The organism is Natranaerofaba carboxydovora, from assembly GCF_022539405.1.
GTDB classification, from domain to species: Bacteria; Bacillota; Natranaerobiia; order Natranaerobiales; family Natranaerofabaceae; genus Natranaerofaba; species Natranaerofaba carboxydovora.
The window spans coordinates 575,559-594,169 of the sequence record NZ_CP054394.1 but is presented as its reverse complement, the minus strand read 5'-3'; the positions used below and the strand labels follow the sequence as shown (position 1 = coordinate 594,169).

Below are 18,611 nucleotides of genomic sequence, written 5' to 3'. Positions count from 1 at the left end.
AAAATAATAGCATAACTATTTGGAAAATACTTTTCCAAATTACAATACTTTTTATATAAACTTGAGGTGTGAAGATGTCTTTAAAAGATATATATAATGATTTAAAGTTTGAAGTTTTGCATAAAGACAAAGTGGTAGCAGAAGTTTTTGTGTCAGCTGACAAAAAGTATATTTATATAGATCAGACTACAAAACCTGAAAAAAGGCCCTTCCCGGTTTCAATAGATACCAAGACTACCCCTTTTAATAATCCCAGAAGAGGGTTAAAAGTGGTAAATAATTTCTTAAAATCAAGATGCTTTCCAAAAGAAAGGTTTAATTGTCACCAGCTTTTAGAAGATCTAGGGTTAAAGACTTATTCCCCCCTTGCAATTGTAGAGAAAACCCACGGTCTGCAATTCGATGATTATTTATGGATACGATTCAATGGAGAGGATTTGAAGTATGATGATATCAAGATCCGAGATTAAAGTAGATAGGACAGTCAGGCTAAATAGCAGTGTTTTGTGTCAAGGTAACCAAATCAAATGGTTTAAAGATAATAACTGGATAAAGGCCAATACTTTTGGTTATGAAGACACTGCAGAAGTACTAGCTTCCAAATTACTTGATTGTTCTAATATTGACAAAAGTAACTTCAACTACGTAAGATACAATTTTGTCGATATTATTGAAGATAACAAAACCAAATACACAGGCTGCTCCTCAGAAAATTTTTTAGGAAAAAATGAAGAACACAAAACATTCTATAAGTTATTTGAGGAGAACTTAATCGATATAGATAGTCTGCTAACTAGAAAAAGCGTTAAAGAACAGATAGAGATAGTATCTGAAATAATATTCGATGTAACTGGCTTAAAAGATATAGACACCTACATAAAGTATATTTTAGCTCTTGATGCTGTTATTTTGAACGAAGACAGGCATTTTAATAATTTGAGCGTTATCTATAATACAGAACTAGAAACATATCACCTTGCTCCAATTTTTGATAACGGGTTGTCTTTGCTATCAGATACTAAAGGCTTCCCTATAGATTACACTACCAGGCATCTATTAAATAAAGTAAAATCAAAGCCTTTCTCCACATCATTCAAAAAACAGTTTAAAGCTGTATCAAATTGCGGCTTAAAGTTTAATAAAGACCTAATTGAAGAGTTACTCAGTCAATTCCCTCTATGCAGAGCTTTAAATGTATTAAAGTTTCAATTAAGAAAGTACGAAACTCTAGTAGTTTAATAATAATCAAACTTTTCCTTAGTTTCTTCGCCGGTTTCTAAATCCTTGCAGGTATAATAGTTGTTTTTTACTTCATCTTCGCCTATTACAACTGCATATCTATATTTTTTGTTGTCGCAAGCTTTAAAACTTTTTCCTATACTTCTTTTTACCATTTCAAGTTCTACAACTTCTCCATCATACCTTAATCTTTCTGCTAGTTTAAAGCTTTCAGCCACATAACCACCCACAGGAATTATATAATATCCGTTTCTTTTTTCTTTCTTAAAGAGTTTTTCTTTATATACTTCAGCCAAAACATCCAGGCCTATGGATATCCCAACAGCAGTTTCTTTTGATTCGCCAATAATACTGTATCTACCTCCGGCAGCTATACTACTTTTGATTTGAGAATTTTTTACAAAAGCTTCATAGATTAAGCCATCATAAAAATTTAGCCCCCTGGCTAAAGAAGCCGAAAATTTACACTTGCCTATTTTCCCAAGCGCTTCTAACAAGTTTTTAATTTTTTCTATTTCGTCAAAACCTTCTTGTACTAATTGAGATCTATACTTTTCTTTTAATTCTTCTTTATTAAGCTTTTTGAGATCTTTAATAAGTTTTTCCCCTGTTTCTAACTCTACACCTTTCCCCTGCAACTCTTTTAGAACACTGTCTTCTTCCATTTTCTCAAGCTTATCTATTGTCAAAATCACATCTTCTGCTTTTTCTATATCTATTCCATTTTCTAAGATGATTCCTTCTAGTACTTTCCTATTGTTATAATATAATTCTACATCCTCTAGGCCTAGCTTGTTAAAAATATTCAAAACCATAACAATAAGTTCTACTTCAGCAGTTATATCCGTAGTACCTACTATATCCGCATCACACTGAGTAAACTCTCTAAGTCTACCTTTCTTGACATCACCGTTTCTAAAAACTTTGCCAATTTCACATCTTTTAAATGGTTTCCCGAGCTGTTTGTTTTGGTTTAGTAACTTCATCAGGGGAACAGTCAAATCAAACCTAAGTCCCAGATCTCTTTCTCCCTGCTCTTTTACACTGTAGATCTCCTTTGCTATTTCATCTCCTCCACCGTATTTACTCGTTAAAACTTCCATGCTGTTTAAAATCGAGGTTTCCACTGGTTTAAAACCATACTTTTTATAATTTGAGATAATTACTTCTTTTAAATAATCTCTTATGTCTCCCTCATCTTTTAGATAATCCCTGACCCCTTTTATTTTCATGCTTTCACCCCTTTATTTATCTCCTAAGAATGAATTAATCGGATTAACACACTCTAAACAACTTTATCAGTTTTTTTGCTTACAGGCAGCTATATTATCTTTAACTGCCTGTAAGCTGTAGGTCTTAAAACCCTATCTTGCCTTCTTTTTCACCTGATACCATCTTTTCTGTTCTTTCAATTTCTTTTACAGCATTTTGAACGTCCCATACATTGATAGTTTGCAAGTCATTATCCTCTCGCTCTGACATAAAGCCAACAGCAGATTTGAAGGTTTTTCTCATAAGTCTGCCATTACCTAGATTTTCAGAACCTAATTTGTTAATCTTATCCAAAAACTTTAAAATAATTTCTTTTGTTTTCTCTTTGTCCTCTAAGACATAATCTTCATGTGTTACAAAAGAGCAAAATATCTCAAACATCTCTTCATTGGAGTAATCCGGAAACTCAATGACATTTGTAAGTCTAGAGCGAAGTCCGGGATTAGCATTCTTGATAAAATCCTTCATCTTTTCAGTATAACCTGCAAAAATTACTAATGTATCAGGGTTATTTTCCATCTGCCTTATTATTTCGGATATTGCTTCCTGGGCAAAACTTTTACCACCTAAATCATCAACTAAACTGTAAGCCTCATCTATAAAGATAGTACCGCCTTTATTTTCTTCAAATATCTTTGCCACAGTTGGCGCTGTCCAACCTACATATAATCCTATCAAATCTTTTCGACCTAACTCAGCAAAGTTTGGATTATCCAATAGCTTTTCCTCACACAATCTTTCACCTAAATAGCGAGCTACAGTTGTTTTTGCTGTGCCAGGATTACCCATAAATACCGCTGACATATGAACATCTTCTGTCGTATAGCCTTTTCTCATTCTTAATTTATGATGCTTAATCCTTTTAACGAGGCGTTCAAGTTGGGCTTTAACCTCAGTTAGACCAACCAGGTTGTCCAATTCTTTTGAAACATCTCTCTTTTCTTTTTCTTCTATTTCTATTTCCTTATGGATTAAAAGCACTTTTTCGAAATCTGACTTTTTAAGGGTTTTTGTTGTATCTGTTTTCTTTTTTATTGCTTTTGAAACCATCCTTTCGATATCCAAAGAACTTTTGAATTCATGGGCCCGGTAGTTTTTAAGATTATCAATAAGCTCGTTTTGGCCAATATTACGGCTTAGCTTATATCCTTTCTTTTTGACACTATCTTTTAATACTTGCAAATAATATTTGTTAGAAGGCTCTGTAAGTTTACATGCCTCAAAGTCAAGTTCAAAGTAAAGTCGTTTTTCAAACTGTGACATCATATCATTATTAAACATAGGTTTGTTCCAAAAATATGGCGCCCGCACATTACCAGGATTAATAAAGAAAAGATAACGATTTTCAGCTCTTAATATCTCAATTATACTCATGGGAGGTGGGCTGTTGCTAAGAATTATCAAGGGAAATTCCCCATTGTACCAGTAAGGCTTTTTGTTATCTTTACTTTCTTCGTAAGCCATACCATGGTTGCCTATTACGTTAGGACGTGGACCCATAACATTTGTAGCCGATGAAAAATCTGATATATTTATAATTGGAACTTTCTTTAAGCTATCATTATCGTACAAAAGGGATAGCACTTCATTATCTTCATCTTCTTCATCTTCGTCTTCCTCTTCAAATTCCAATTCATCCTCGTCCTCGTCTTCATCATCTTCTTCTAGCAAATTGCTAGGAATCATTATGGGTGAATTTCTTTTGTCAAAATCTTTTTCGATCTTTTTAATAGCGTAAATTACTGCTTTAAAGCTATCATATATGTTTTTACCTGTTAGGTAAAGTCCATCAGAAGCTACAGAAAAGTCTATCTGATCAACTTCTTTAAGGTGTGAAGCATATTTATAATCTTTTTTTAGCTCATCATAATTTAACTCAGGTACAGGAAGGTAAGTCATCACTTCACCCGAATTAAGTCTTTTTGACTTTTTGTCTACAGAAACCAGGTTAAGCATAAAGCATCTACCTCCTCATATTTGATTACACCTTTAATTTAACTGCTTCCCTATAGGGTTCTAGCCTACCAAGGTAAAAGTCAAGTTCATACGGAACAGCCATTTGCTCTTTGTTGTCATCAATAATTTTCTGCATCTTTTCAAGCAATTGAATCCGCCGACATATGATCATAATTTCAAAAAGCTTATCTTCCTTAAAAAGTTCATGTAAAAATGGTTTTACATCTTTTTTGTAACTATAAATAAATTCTTTTAGTTCATCAGAAATTTCACTTAAACATTCCTGGAAAAAAAGCACTTCTTCATCTAATGGAAGTTCAGCTTCAAGTTGATCCATAAGTTCACCAATCTCGTATATCAAAACAAAATAGTCCTTGATTTTATCTATACTTTCTTTATTCAAGTTTTCTTCACCAGTAATTTCAACAATGCTTTTAAACTTAGCTAAACGCTCTGAGGTAGTTACGATCTTAGTTAGGACTTCACACTCTGAAACCGTTAGGTCAGGAACATCCTCTGTTATCTGCTCTTTTGCTTCATTCAAAATTTCTTCTAGTTTGTTGCAATTTTCTTTTGTATTAGCTTGATTTAATTTGAATTTTTCTTCTCTTTTTTCGTCTTGTATATCCATACCAGCAAGACTACTGAAAAAATATCTTCCAAAAATCCGCAAATTCTCTTTAAGCCTTCCTTCCCGCACATCAAATGATGCACTTGTCATAATTGAACACCCCCAATATCAAACTTTACACTCCATAAGTTTTATAGTAGTCATCCAGGCTGCAGTCTTCATCATCAGGCCCTTCTGGTAGATAACTAGGTACATCATCAAGGTCCAAATCTTCAAGCACATTTATTTTTTCAAGAAATTTTGTAACCTCTCTATCCTCTTTATCTTCTTGACCTTTAGAAAGCATTTGAAGAGATCTGCTAAAATAGTTTGCCAAATCATGAAATATAACTACCTTAGTAATCATCGCAAAATGGCCTTTTCCGATAAACCTTGGGAATAAACTTTCAATATATGTTTCAAGATTTTGCTTCGCGTTTTCTACTTCCATCACTACTTTTTCTATAATGACATCAAAGTAACAGGTATCAATCCCAGCCTTCACTAAACCGTTTCTAAATTGTTTAAGCATAGCAAAAAATCTTGAAATATCCCTCAATTCTTTTCTAGTGTTCTCTATCTGCTTTTCGCCTGATATCTTATTTTCTAACCTCCAACTGGTAGTAAAGTTAATCCCTTCAAGGACATATTCTGAAGACTCTTTTGCCTCTATAACACCTTCAAGTCTTACTAGGTCATCCTTTTTAATCTTTCCTTTAACAGCAATGGACAGACTTATTTCATCCAACTTCTTCACCGTGTTTTCCATATATTCTTCTAACTCATACACTATCTCTCCAAAATCATTGCTTAAAAATCCTTTGTCACTTAAATGATTGACCCAGTGCTCAAACAAGAGAGATTTTCTAGAATCTTTTCCTAGCAGCCTAAAGCTATTTTCCTCTCCAAAATTGTCATTAGGAGCCAAAACTTCTGCCAAAACTTCTTTAAATGTTTTCACCTGGAGATTTCGCCTTTTATCTTTCATTGATTTTTTGCCACCTCCCCAAAAGTTGGGCTCGTTAGGATTAAAACAAATCTTCAAAGTATCTTATCTCCTTATCTTTTAAAAATCTAACATTTTCAGTTGATAGCCACTCAAAACATCTGCTAAACTTCTCCATAAGTCTTAACTTTCTTAAAAAGAACAGTTTTTCATAGTGAACTTCAAATGGTGTATCTTTATAGTATTCGCCTGTTGTCTTGTCACTGTACAGCGGGTGATCTTCCCACTCTTTTTCAGTAAGCAGCATCTTTTCATAAGATTGTTTAATGCTGTCCATATCTTCTGCCAAATTTGAATAATAAACAGCCAACTCTTCTTTTAATTCATCAGTCATTACAAACCTAGCATTTATAAACTCATCAAGATTGTAGAAAAAACTTTTTAGGTTAATAAAGTCATTGTTATTAAAAACTCTTTTTTCGACAACATTGTTATAAGCTTCAAAACTTTGCTTGATCTCCTCGTACCTGTCTTCGTTTTTGACGACATCTGTTAATTCTTTACATTCTCTTGAGTTAAGGTCGTTAATCCTATCGCAGAGTTCTTTTTTCTTATCTGCATTTTTCTTCGCTATTCTTTCTACCAGGGGCTTAATTCCCGTTATATCAGGCAGCTTAATATTTTCATCTTCAAGCTCTTTCAACTGATTTCTTATAAGAAAAAAGAACAATTTTCCAAAGATAATAAGCTCATGTTCATCACTTTTTTTGATTTTATTTTTTGTATTAAGTTTCAACATTTCAACATATACCTCCCTCCAAGTTATCTTCTTTGCAGGCAATCAACTAAAACGGTACATCTTCTCCATAATCTTCACAATCACTCGCAAAAATGTTTTTCTCTTCCATTATCCAAATCAGTTGTTCTGAAAAAAACAGATCCTTCTCAATATCAATAGATAATATCTGGTTATAAGTTTTCTCAAGGTCATCTGTCCAGTTGTCACTAATCACTCCATTCAACCCGTTCTTCGCCACCTCACAAAGCCTGACAAAAAGTGCTGCCGGATACAGCTGGGTAAGCCCATAATCTTTAACAAGCTTGTTGCTGCTCGAATCTTCTAACGCTCTATATATTTTTGACTCTAAATTATCCAGTTCACAGCAAATGTCTTTAACACTTTCATTAAAAGCAGCTACTTCTATCCCTGCCCTAAGCAAACATCCATAAAACTCCCACAAATTGTAAAAAAACATTCTGCAATTTTCTAAATGCTCTTTTATTTCCTTACTACCATTACATGGTTCGCTAATATCAAGAGGCTCAAATTCTCCAAGGTCATCTTCTAACTTATCTGCTATCTCAATTATTTTGTTTAAATTGTTCATCCGCTTCATAGTTCTTTCTGTCATTTTATCCTTTTTAATCACTTGGCTGGCTAAAGCATCTGATATTACTCTTCCATTAGCTGCTATCTTTTCCATAGTAGTTTTTAGCTCTTTTAGGCTTGCGACAATATTGTCATTTTCAACTCCCAGTAATTCTGATTTGAAATAGACATAAAATATTAGGGTAGAGAATGCCTCTCTAAACTCACCCGACTCCATGTCATTTTGAATCTCTCTTATAATAAACTGCTCCCATGTTTTCGGCTTTTTTCGCCCGTCAGGGGTATACTCAATAGAATCTAAAATCGACATTATTCTTACCTCCTTTGTCCTGGTTGACTATAAAATATCATAATTACTTGGAAATCTTTTTTCCAAACAAGAAAAAAAATTAATTTTTTTATTAAAAAATTTAAAAATCACCACTTCCTTTAATAACCAGATCGTGCTAAAATTATGTCAGTAATGTTTGGTAATAATTTTCCATGTAAGAAAGGACAAATACTTTAAAAACATGGAGGGATTTTATGGATAATAACAAACGTCAGAAAGGTTACTGGGGGAATAAAGTAATTGAATGCTTAAAAAAATGTACTAGCCCAGAGAAACCTTATTCTATAGAAGGATTACAAAATAAGATCTCCGAATTTGATCCTGCTGGTAAACGGCCCCAAACAAAGAACTATACAGCACCATATTGAAAAATTGCTTAATAGTAACCCTCCATGTGTAAGAATCTTTTATTTGAATAAAGATATGAATAAAGATGATAAATATATGGAAGTTGAACATTATGAACTTGACGATAAAAGACATGATAAGACAGACAAGTCAATTAATGAAAAATCAAAGCTTTTTTACTGTTGGGCTTTAGATGAAGAAAAAGAAATCACAAGGGCTGAGTCACGTCTTTTTCAAGATGTTATCTATGTATCAAATTTGCTTGATAAAGATGGTAAGGAAAAACTGATTAAAAAAATTAATAACTACATAAATTTTCAAGCTGAAAACGAGTATAAAGATATTACTCATGAAAAATGGGACCTAGAACAATATCTCGTTAAAACTCCGGATAATATTCAAAAAATACTAAAAGCTATAGATAAAGAGAATGTTATATCTTTTAGATATCACATGTATGATGTAATAAATAAACAACTTAAAGTTGTTCCAAAAAGAGAGAGTACTTATAGAGTAGAGCCTTATTCTTTGATGTGGTATGGGGGAAATTATTACTTGGTTTGCTACCACAGCAAAAATGAAAACGAAGGAAAGATTATTAACTTTCGACTGGACAAAATCTCTGAAGTCGAGATACTAGATGAAGAGATAGTTCACCATCAAGATGTTCACCAGATAGACCATAAATTTAAGTATATAAACATGTTTTCTAGCGAAATTGTTGACGTAAGGATACGCCTTAAAAGGAGTAAGATAAATAATGCCGTAGATACTTTTGGAGAACATAATTTTAAAAATATAAAGCTAGTAGATAACGATAATGTTGAGTTTTCTATTCGCAATGTAAGCAGACTAGGTGTCATAACCTGGGTGATGCAGTTCTTTGAGCACTGTGAGCTATTAAAACCAAAAGATTTACGTGAAGAGATAAGAGATATTATAATTAAAAATGCAGGTAAGTATGGTTTGGATTGTAAAGTTAATAACTCTCACGAATAAGTAGCAATAGCCAAAAAATATATATCCTTCTACCAAAAAGGTATTGTGGACTGTTTTCTCTTAGCGTTAGTTATTTCGAAGAAGCAGTCCTTTTTCTTACATATATTTTTTTTCTGATTTTCTCCATTCGAAGTATTTATCAATTACTAATTTAGATGTTTCATCAACATCCATTTCAGTAGTGTCAATAACTAGGTCATAATTACTTTTGTCGTATATATCAACACCATACAATTTTTTGTACCTATTTAGTTCATTGCCTTTTCTGTTCATAATAGCTTTTTTTAATTCTTTATTGTTTTTATATTTTTCTGCTTTTCTGATATCATTAGATATCCTTCTTACAGACTCGTCTAAACTAACCTCCAAGTAAATCTTAAAAGAGTAATTAATAAAAAACCAGGCAAGCCTTGAATCCACAACAATATTATCTTCTTTATTCAAAGATTTAAGGTATTCGTCTAGTTCGTAATCTATGTTGGATTGTTCTGCAACTAAGTCATTTAGTTCTAATACGCTAAGGCCTTTTCTCTCTGCTATTTCACGAAATATCTTCCCACCGGAGATAAATCTAAATACAAGAATTTTGCTAACTTTTTTCCCTACTGTTGATTTACCACTGCCTATATCACCTGTCAAAGTTATTTTACCCATTATTTGCCTCCTGAATTATTGGTTTTGACTAATCATTAATTACCAACTTTACATTTTGTCGCCTATCAAGCTTTACCTCTACCCATTCTGTATTTTTTATTTCGTATCCAGGGGCATAGCTATTCAAAAAACCTTTTACACTTTCTTCAATACATAATAAATTTCTTCCGAACTGAAAATAGAAAATTACTATAAATATAATTACTACTAGCAAAGCTACAAAAACAAACTTAGCCAGAGCAATTAGTACATAAAGAAACCCGGTTAAAATTCCTCCAGCCACCACAACAAAAGGTAAAAAGATCAATGTTAATAAGAATACACTATAAAAAACTATTTTTATAATTTTCTCAGATTTTTTTAATACTTCTTCTACAGCCTCTCTAGACTCTACATATTCACTAATCCCTGAATTTAGATAGTCACTTTCCTTTATTTCAATAAATTCTTTATTAAATTTGTTTTCTCTTTTATCTATAACCACAATTCTCATAATATTTTCTTCCTGCTGTCTTAGCTCTTCGATTATTTTTACTTTTTCTATTATTTCTTTTTGGACCTTTTCTATTTCTATTTGATTACTAAACTCTCATCTCCCCTTTTTGATAAACCATGCACGGCTAAAGCCGTGCATGGTAAACCTAGTATAGCATCATTCACCATATCTTTCAGCATAGTCCGCTGCTCTTGCGATTAATTGGTCTATGTCATCTATTCTTCGCTTATCAATTATGTTTTTGTAATTGTCCCGTTTCATAAGTCTCTGCCAAATTTCACCTTTATCAGAAGCATAATAATCTTGTATCGATTTTACTAATCTCGAACTTTTAGCACCTTTAATAAGTTCTCTGGTATCATTTTCCACTTTTGTTTGGGTTTACAAGATAAATACATGAGTATCTCGCTGGCTTCATTGGTGGTAATAGGGTTAATACCCGCTAAGTCTTTACTCAAACTTGTCCCACCTCCCTTTAGAATCTTTTTACAGTTATAATATATCAGTTATACTTGGAAATTTTATTTCCAAACAAGGTGTTTTTTAAATTTTTCTTCAGGGAAGTTAGAACCTCTTCAATTGAAACAGGTTAATAGCTGTTGACATCCATTCCTGGTCAGTTAGAGTTTTAATATCTTACTTGCTTGACCTCTGACTACCTCTTCTAAAACTTCTAACCTTTTATCAGGCAGATTATATTTAGGATGCTTTTTGAACTTAAAACCCTTCAATCTTTTTATCATGGGTTTTTCTTTTTCTGTTAACATTTTCTTTGCAATATTTATAAAGTCGTCTCCTATACGAGGTATTCTGTTAAGATATTTTTCTACCTGATGGTATTTGTCATCCGACATGAAAGGTAATAGACTATAACCATTATCAAATATGGGAGCATTTTTGATGACTTTATTAGTCGCATTATCAATTAAAAAACCAAAGTTCCCAAGATGCCTGTCTCTGTTAAGAACAATACCATCAAAAATTATCATCTGTCTAAAAAAATCACTTTGCCCTATCTTTTCATAAGCCTTTAACAGATCTCCAGGATATAAGTTCAGACCATATTCAGCTGCAGAAATATATCCTATCTCTTTATCAGTGAATATCTCACATTCAGATACCAACTCCCCTTTAAATTTTCTTAAGTCATATTTCACATAATCTTTAATCCCCATTGCTTCTAACACTTGACAAGCATAAAATTCACTATATGGTTCATTTCCCGCATTTTTTGCTCCGGATGTTCCTTTTTTGTATAAATAAATTCTACCGTTTTTCCTGTGCCAACATTTGGCCAATGCTCCGTCAGTGCTAAATTCCGGTGATGTGCTTTTAGGTGGGTCGCCTTCTAGGTAACCCTTAAAGGCCAGCTCTGCTATAGATTCATTAAAGTTATTCTCGTATAAATTTATATCATCATAAATAAAATTACTTCCTACGGGCTTTATCCAATAAGAATCCTTTAAAGTTAGCCCTTTAGATACTTCTATATAATCAGTTACATCTTTTATCCCGCATGCATGGAATACTTTTCTGATATTCTCTCTATTTTCCGGCGCTTTTCTATATTCAAGCCAGTCTTGGATGTTATTGTCTTTTAGATCATGGGGGACTAAGTTTTGTCGAAGAATAGCAATATTTTCAAATCTAGGTTGCTTAAAAACACACTCTCTAATCACTTTAAATTTTACCACCGGAGTATCAAAAAGCATTAAATAATATTCGGTCATAAATGAGCACCTTCTTTCATGCACTGCTTTTTCTGTCTACTTACTTATAGCACCACCTATTAATCCCTTAAATATATACGAAGCAGCCCAGCAGTAATTCTAATCTCATAACCCCCTTAATTTATATCTTTTCTTACAGAAGGATCTTTAGCATTTTTAGAATTGTATCTTAATAAACCCCTCTTAATAATTAATATCTGTCCCCAGCTCAACTTCTAAATCTAAAATATCTTGTTTGTTTACTGGATTGTCTCTTAAATCAATCCGAAATAAACCTTTTAATTCTTTCAATGGTGAAATATCTGATATTTGATTACTTTTTAAAGACAGGTTTCTTAAACTTTCTAAGTCACTTAATAAACTAATATCTGATATTGAATTATAACTTAAATTAAGTAATTTCAAATTGTTTAAGTTCTTTAAGGGTGTTATATCAACTAGTTTATTGTTGCTTAAATTTAATTCGTCTATATTTGTAAAAGTTTTAATAGGTGATATATTTTCTATATAATTAGAAGAAAGTATAACCTCTTCAATAAAATCCGGATCTGGCATCATATAAAACCAGTTAATATCTTCTATTTTATTTTCACTAAAATTTAAGGTTTTTACTTTATGAAACTTTTCAATCCCTTTTAGATTTGTTATGTATTGATTTAGTACCGCTACTGTTTCATTAGTTATCATGAAAACATTACCATCATTCACTTCTGATAAACTTTTTCCATCTCCTAAGTGCCTAATTAATACTTCCTCAAAACTACACTTCATAAAAATTACACTCCTTAAATAATTTTGCTACCAACTAAAAAAAGTTTGATAAATTTTACCTTATTCAAAAAAACTTTTTAAGTCCATGCACGACCACTATAGCCGTGCATGGCAAACACCAGTCTAACACTATTTATTATGTTTTTCACTAATTATGTTTTTTCACTAATTGCAATTTTTAATGAAGTTAAAGACTGATATTAAGGGATTTTTAATTTTTACTTGCCGAATTCAAGTTTAAATCAATTTAATTCACTGTAATACTTTTCTATAAACTTCTCTAATTTTTTGAGAAACTGTGGTTTTAATGACTTATTCATACCTACGTCTACCACCATCGTCACAAAATCCTCAACTTCCTTTTTGTCTAAATCCTCTGGATTATGATTACAATAATCTATACCAGCTGCTTCTCCTTCCATAATTCTATCTACAAGTCTTATACCCTCAGTTACAAACCCAATTCCTTCAAAATTTATCATATTAACAAAGCCATTCAATATAAGGTCTTTGGTAATACCGTTTTGTTTTAAATAATCTTTAAAGTTTTCGTTTTCGTGTAAAAATTCTACAGCACAACCAAAAGAATTTTCATTATTACGTCCTAGAATCACTACATTTATTATCCATGCAAGTTTATGATCGTCTAATATATACTTTGTTAACTCTTTTACATTTTTTACATCTATTACCCCTTTGTTTTTAAAAGACTTTATATAATCCATTAAAATTAAATTACTCTCATGTATTTTTCCTTTTTTTGCATAATAACACCCTAACAAATCATTGTATACATACTGCCCATGTTCTTCTACTACATCGCATAATTTTTTCTTCTTATCACTTATGACTCCAAAGTTAGATACATCATCTTTTGATATATCTAATACACTTTTAAATTCATTATAAAAAGGATTTGCCCATGGCCAATTACCTCTATTATTAGGTAAGCCAGTATAATAACACTCATAAACAATCTTTAAATTTTCTTTGAAGTTAATTAAGTCCATTAACATCTCTACATGTTCTTGATTATTTAAAACTTCTTTTAACTTCTCTTTATCTAATATCTCTACACCATCTACATCTTCTTCTAACAAACAATCCAAAGCTTTTAATAAATCTGTATGCTCTTCCTTTAAAAACTCACTTACAGACTCATCAGCCATATTTACCCCCCTCATTATTCCTATAATTAATTCATGTTGTGTGCTGCAAAGCAGTGTAAATTAGTTCAGGTAGATTCATCAAATAACTAAGTATTGTAAAATCATTCGGCTACATAGCCAAGATATCAGCCAACGTGGCATAGCAACAAGCTGCCAAACAATCGTTGTGTCGTCCGTAATCCTTACAATCTTCTACCAATCTAGCAGTATTGATCATGTTTTTTCACTAATTACAAATTCTTCATCCTTATCAACATCAACTTTTATTATCTTCTTTTCATTAATAGAATCTTTATCTAATAACATTTTTGATAATTTATTTACTATATCACCCTGGATAATTCTTTTTAGAGGCCTTACACCATATTTACGATTAAATCCTTTGTTAGCTAGAACTTCTTTAGCTTTCTTGCTAACTTTCAATTTAAATTGAGGATACTCTTGCTCTATTTTTTCTTTAACCTCCTGCAGCATTAATTCTGCAATTTCTTTTAGGCTCTCCCCGTATATTGGTTTGAATAATACAATATCATCTATCCGATTCAATAGCTCCAACCTGAATTTTTGCTCTAATTCTTGTATAACCTTTTCTCTTACTTTTTCACTGGCTTGATTTTCGTCCTGTTTGACAAAACCTACATCTGACTTTTTTTCGTAAAAACAACCAGCGCCTACGTTTGACGTCATAATTATAATCGTGTTCTTAAAGTCAACCATTTTGCCGTTTTTACCAGTCAGGTGACCCTCATCAAGAATCTGAAGCAGCAAATCGTATACCTGGTGGTGTGCTTTTTCTATTTCATCAAATAGAACTACAGAAAAAGGGGCTTGATTTACTTTGTTTATAAGTTCTCCTCCTTCTTCATAGCCTATATATCCAGGGGAGGTTCCTATCAAACTGCTCACAGAATCTTTATCAGAATACTCGGACATGTCAAATCTAATAAATGCTTTGTCATTATTAAATAGAACACTAGCCAAAGTTTTTGCCAGTTCTGTTTTACCAACTCCCGTTGGACCAAAGAACATAAAGGAGCCTATAGGCCTGTTTGAAGCATTTAGTTTGGCATAGTATCTTCTTATTGTATCTGAAACTTTCTTAACCGCTTCATCTTGACCAATAACTTTCTTGTTTAATATTTCTTCAAGGTTCAGCAGCTTTTCACTTTCTTCTTCAGTTAGTTCTTCAAGGGGTATCCCTGTTTTATGAGAAACTGTTTTGGCCACATCTTCTTTAGATAAAAGCTTATTTTGACTTTTTGTTGAGTCTAGTCTCAAGCTTGATGAAGCATAATCTATTATATCAATTGCTTTATCCGGCAAGTTGCTGTCTGTGATATACTTAGAAGATAACTCTACTGCCGTTTTTAGAGCTTCGTCGCTAATTTCAATCTCATGATGATTTTCATATTTTTCCCTTAGCCCTTTTAGTATCTCTAAACATTCATCTTTGTCTGGTATATCAAGTTCAACAGTGTCAAAGCGTCTTTTCAAAGCCTTGTCCTTTTCTATATGCTTTCTATATTCCTCAGTGGTCGTTGCTCCTATACACTGTAATCCTTCATTTAACGCAGGCTTTAAAATATTTGAAGCATCCATGCTTTGATTAGAGGCGGTTCCTGCACCAACAATAGTATGAAGTTCATCGATGAATAGAATAACATCATCTCTTTGCCTAATCTCTTTGACAAGTTTTTCTAATCTCTCTTCAAATTCCCCTCTATACTTTGTACCCGCCAGTAATTCAGAAATCTGGATTTGAATAATTCTTTTATTTTCCAGCTGAGATAATTTATCATCTGCTGCAACTTTTTGTGCAAGACCTTTAACTAGTGCTGTCTTACCTACCCCCGGTTCTCCTATGATACATGCGTTATTTTTCTCCATACGGTTTAATATTTTTGATACTTGTTCTATTTTTTGATGGTTGCCAATATAAGGATTTAGTTCGTCTTTTTCTGCCAATTCAGTAAGATCTCTACCGTATGTCTCAAGAATGCTATCTTTACTTACCAAACTAGCCGGTTTTGCCGATAGACTATCTGAAAACTCGTGATTACTTCCCCAGTCAAAATTTTTAGGAACTTTTAAATTTCCGTTTAAGCTTTTATTTATATTGTTTGTTTTCTTCATTCCATCCATTATCTTCTCATACGTTGCTCCATTTGCCTCAAGTTCTTCCTCTATCAAATGGTCTTCGGTTATTAGTCCTATCAAAAGGTGATATGACCTTACTTTTTCTTCCTTAGCTATTTCTGCTTCATGTAGTGCAAATTCTTTTACCTTCTTGACATCATAAGAATCATGAATTTTCTTTTTGCTGTTATTTGCGTCTATGCTTTCATCTAGCTCCAAGTTTTCTATTATCTCATCAAAATCCAGGTTCAGATTTTCTAAAGCTTTTGATGCAGAGTTATCTCTATCCCTTAATAGTGCCAGCAAAAGGTGCTCAGCTTTAACCTCTTCAAAGTTGAGTTCCATGGCTATCTTTTTGGAGTCAGAGATGGCCTTTTTAGCGTCATCGCTAAAATCTTTGCCCATCTTTTTCCACCCCCTATTATGATTTGTGCTTATATTATCATCCAAACTTGGAAATATTCTTTCCAAATAAGAATTTTTTTTAAAAATTTTTCATCCCCTAGAATACCGGCTTTTAGCAGGGTTAATTTGCTTCTTTTCTAATCATTTTTGCTGTGTTAAAATGTAAATAACCCAATAATGGAAATATCTTCTTTGGTAAAAACAGATAACGATTGTTTTAAGTAAGCTAGTAAGGTTAATATTTTAGATATATAAATGCCTGGAGGTAATAATTATGGCTAGGATGGTCCCTCCTTATTACAGTGAAAATACAAGCCCGTCAGAAAAAAACTTCTTTGAAATGCTGCAGAGTTTGAGCGATGAATATTTTGCACTTCATTCCCTTGGCATAGCAGAGCACAAAGACAAGTCTTACGGGGAGATAGATTTTGTTATAATATGTCCAAAAGGTATCCTATGTCTTGAAGTAAAAGGCGGAGAAGTCTATAGAGAGGAAGGCATCTGGCGTTTCGTAAATGATAGTAGAGTTATTGAAAATAGCGAAGGTCCTTTTAAACAGGCTATAAACAATATGCACTCCTTAAGGATAAACCTTGCAAAAAAGCTGGGTAAAAACGACCCTATACCAAGAAGTCAATTCGCCTGTGGAGTAGTTTTTATTGATATTCCTTTTACAAAAGTCAAATCAAAAACAGCATCCAAAGACCCGGAGATAATTACGGATATAACTTTTGACTCTACAAACACTTCGGCTGAGATACAGGGTTTTATTGATAGGTGTTTTAAGTATTGGAAAGATAAATTTAAAGAGAAAAATCAAGACAAAACCAAAGACCTGCCTGGGGGACTAAGCCATCAGCAGATGAATAGAGCTTTGAATTATCTTCGGGGAGATTTTGGGTTTGTGCCAAACCTTGGATATATTATCAAACGAACTGAAAAGAGCATAATCACCTTGACAAATGAACAAAAAAACATACTTGACCAAGCAAGCGAAAACAACCAGATACTTCTAAAAGGTGGGGCAGGTACCGGCAAGACTTTACTCTGTCTTGAATATGCCCGTAGAGCAGCCTTCGAAGGAAAAAGTGTTCTTTATCTATGCTTTAACCGTAACCTTTGTCAACATATTTATCATCTCTTAGAAGAAGAGAAAAAAGATGATGATACACTAAACAATATTGTGGTATATACCCTGCACAATTACATTACAGATGTACTAAAAGAATTTGAATTAGATGAAGATGACAAAATAGTAGATTTTTATAATGAACATATTGGTGATAATAATGGGAAAACATCTATAACAGGCAATGACCATGAGTTTTTTGGAGTCGTTTTGCCTGAAGTTTTTGTAAATACTATGGAAAGCTACTCTCATAACAAAATATTTGATACTTTGATTGTCGATGAAGGGCAGGATCTTTTCAAGTGGCAATATTTGTTCTGCTTTGATCAGGTTGTATCAGGAGGGCTTAAAAAGGGAAACTGGTTTATGTGTTATGACCCTCATCAGAATATTTATACCAATGATAATGATAAAGATGATTTTGATTATACTATCAACCTAATCCAAGAAGAATATAGTGCAGCTAAACTTAACCTTAATAGGAACTGTCGAAATACCAAGCCTATTGGAGAAACCAATACTCTATGTACCGGTTTCAAAGATCCTACGAAATTTTTTCATCTGGAAGGTGAAAGCGTAGTTTTAATACCATATAAGGATTATCAGGACGAAAGAGAAAAAATAATCGAAAATGTTAAAAAGCTGTTAAAAGAAAATATCAACCCTGGGGAAGTAGTCTTATTGTCCAGGAAAAGAATGGAGAATTCTTGCCTTAAGGGCGAAAATATATTCCAAGGTTTATGCAGTTTTCAGGAAATAAAAAGAAACTGGAGACCCAACCTCTACCTTGAAGACAGCTTAAAATTCTGTACTGTCCAGAGTTATAAAGGGTTAGAATCTCCAGTAGTATTCTTAATTGATGTTGACGGCTTTAAAGATTTAAGAAGTAGAATGTTAAATTATACCGGCATGTCCAGGGCAAAGTCACTGCTATATATATTCTATGATGAGAATGTGGATGATGAATTAAATGAAATGAAGGAAAAGTATGGTGGGTTAATTTAAGAACTACTGTAAAATTTACTTTAAG

The 18,611-nt window shown here is 32.7% G+C and carries 18 protein-coding genes; 5 read left to right on the top strand and 13 right to left on the bottom strand.

The annotated features are described in order from the left end of the window. Positions 1–74: 74 nt before the first annotated feature. The gene (locus ACONDI_RS02830; RefSeq protein WP_241079976.1) at positions 75–470 is read left to right on the top strand and encodes a hypothetical protein; all 396 of its coding nucleotides are present in this window, start codon (positions 75–77) and stop codon (positions 468–470) included. Next, complete coding sequence (locus ACONDI_RS02825; protein WP_241079975.1) at positions 445–1,239, top strand: HipA domain-containing protein; 795 nt, start codon at positions 445–447, stop codon at positions 1,237–1,239. The genes ACONDI_RS02830 and ACONDI_RS02825 overlap by 26 nt, the downstream gene beginning before the upstream one ends. On the opposite strand, the gene hisS is transcribed toward ACONDI_RS02825, so the two are convergent. The 6 genes from hisS to ACONDI_RS02795 all read right to left on the bottom strand — a co-directional run bounded on the left by hisS (position 1,236) and on the right by ACONDI_RS02795 (position 7,723). Continuing rightward, on the bottom strand, positions 1,236–2,471 hold the full coding sequence (gene hisS / locus ACONDI_RS02820) for a histidine--tRNA ligase (RefSeq protein ID WP_241079974.1): 1,236 nt from the start codon (positions 2,469–2,471) through the stop codon (positions 1,236–1,238). The genes ACONDI_RS02825 and hisS overlap by 4 nt on opposite strands. Before the next feature lie 124 nt (positions 2,472–2,595). Continuing rightward, entirely contained in the window at positions 2,596–4,467 is a 1,872-nt protein-coding gene (locus ACONDI_RS02815) for an AAA family ATPase (RefSeq protein ID WP_241079973.1), read from the bottom strand. 25 nt (positions 4,468–4,492) lie between these two features. Further along, positions 4,493–5,188, bottom strand: a complete 696-nt coding sequence (locus ACONDI_RS02810; protein WP_241079972.1) for a hypothetical protein — start codon at positions 5,186–5,188, stop codon at positions 4,493–4,495. Between the two features lie 25 nt (positions 5,189–5,213). Continuing rightward, complete coding sequence (locus ACONDI_RS02805) at positions 5,214–6,065, bottom strand: hypothetical protein (RefSeq protein ID WP_241079971.1); 852 nt, start codon at positions 6,063–6,065, stop codon at positions 5,214–5,216. A gap of 40 nt (positions 6,066–6,105) precedes the next feature. Then, positions 6,106–6,822 (bottom strand): hypothetical protein, encoded by a 717-nt coding sequence (locus tag ACONDI_RS02800; protein ID WP_241079970.1) that lies wholly within the window; start codon positions 6,820–6,822, stop codon positions 6,106–6,108. 46 nt (positions 6,823–6,868) lie between these two features. Further along, complete coding sequence (locus ACONDI_RS02795; RefSeq protein ID WP_241079969.1) at positions 6,869–7,723, bottom strand: hypothetical protein; 855 nt, start codon at positions 7,721–7,723, stop codon at positions 6,869–6,871. 215 nt (positions 7,724–7,938) lie between these two features. Between ACONDI_RS02795 and ACONDI_RS02790 the strand changes: the two genes are divergently transcribed. Further along, on the top strand, positions 7,939–8,112 hold the full coding sequence (locus ACONDI_RS02790) for a hypothetical protein (RefSeq protein WP_241079968.1): 174 nt from the start codon (positions 7,939–7,941) through the stop codon (positions 8,110–8,112). A 43-nt stretch (positions 8,113–8,155) separates the two neighbouring features. Next, the gene (locus ACONDI_RS02785; RefSeq protein WP_241079967.1) at positions 8,156–9,091 is read left to right on the top strand and encodes a WYL domain-containing protein; all 936 of its coding nucleotides are present in this window, start codon (positions 8,156–8,158) and stop codon (positions 9,089–9,091) included. A gap of 96 nt (positions 9,092–9,187) precedes the next feature. Here the strand turns inward: ACONDI_RS02785 and cmk are convergent, their stop codons facing one another. The 7 genes from cmk to ACONDI_RS02750 all read right to left on the bottom strand — a co-directional run bounded on the left by cmk (position 9,188) and on the right by ACONDI_RS02750 (position 16,452). Further along, entirely contained in the window at positions 9,188–9,745 is a 558-nt protein-coding gene (cmk, locus tag ACONDI_RS02780; protein WP_241079966.1) for a (d)CMP kinase, read from the bottom strand. A gap of 28 nt (positions 9,746–9,773) precedes the next feature. Then, the gene (locus tag ACONDI_RS02775; RefSeq protein ID WP_241079965.1) at positions 9,774–10,238 is read right to left on the bottom strand and encodes a hypothetical protein; all 465 of its coding nucleotides are present in this window, start codon (positions 10,236–10,238) and stop codon (positions 9,774–9,776) included. Positions 10,239–10,397: 159 nt separating this feature from the next. Next, positions 10,398–10,610, bottom strand: a complete 213-nt coding sequence (locus ACONDI_RS02770; RefSeq protein WP_241079964.1) for a hypothetical protein — start codon at positions 10,608–10,610, stop codon at positions 10,398–10,400. Positions 10,611–10,861: 251 nt separating this feature from the next. Continuing rightward, positions 10,862–11,971 carry a HipA domain-containing protein gene (locus tag ACONDI_RS02765; RefSeq protein ID WP_241079963.1) on the bottom strand — a complete coding sequence of 370 codons (1,110 nt, stop codon included), beginning with the start codon at positions 11,969–11,971 and terminating at the stop codon, positions 10,862–10,864. 183 nt (positions 11,972–12,154) lie between these two features. Next, positions 12,155–12,742 carry a leucine-rich repeat domain-containing protein gene (locus ACONDI_RS02760; RefSeq protein ID WP_241079962.1) on the bottom strand — a complete coding sequence of 196 codons (588 nt, stop codon included), beginning with the start codon at positions 12,740–12,742 and terminating at the stop codon, positions 12,155–12,157. 242 nt (positions 12,743–12,984) lie between these two features. Further along, positions 12,985–13,911 carry a hypothetical protein gene (locus tag ACONDI_RS02755; RefSeq protein WP_241079961.1) on the bottom strand — a complete coding sequence of 309 codons (927 nt, stop codon included), beginning with the start codon at positions 13,909–13,911 and terminating at the stop codon, positions 12,985–12,987. A 213-nt stretch (positions 13,912–14,124) separates the two neighbouring features. Continuing rightward, positions 14,125–16,452, bottom strand: a complete 2,328-nt coding sequence (locus tag ACONDI_RS02750) for an AAA family ATPase (protein ID WP_241079960.1) — start codon at positions 16,450–16,452, stop codon at positions 14,125–14,127. Positions 16,453–16,726: 274 nt separating this feature from the next. Between ACONDI_RS02750 and ACONDI_RS02745 the strand changes: the two genes are divergently transcribed. Beyond that, entirely contained in the window at positions 16,727–18,586 is a 1,860-nt protein-coding gene (locus ACONDI_RS02745) for a nuclease-related domain-containing DEAD/DEAH box helicase (RefSeq protein WP_241079959.1), read from the top strand. Positions 18,587–18,611: the final 25 nt, after the last annotated feature.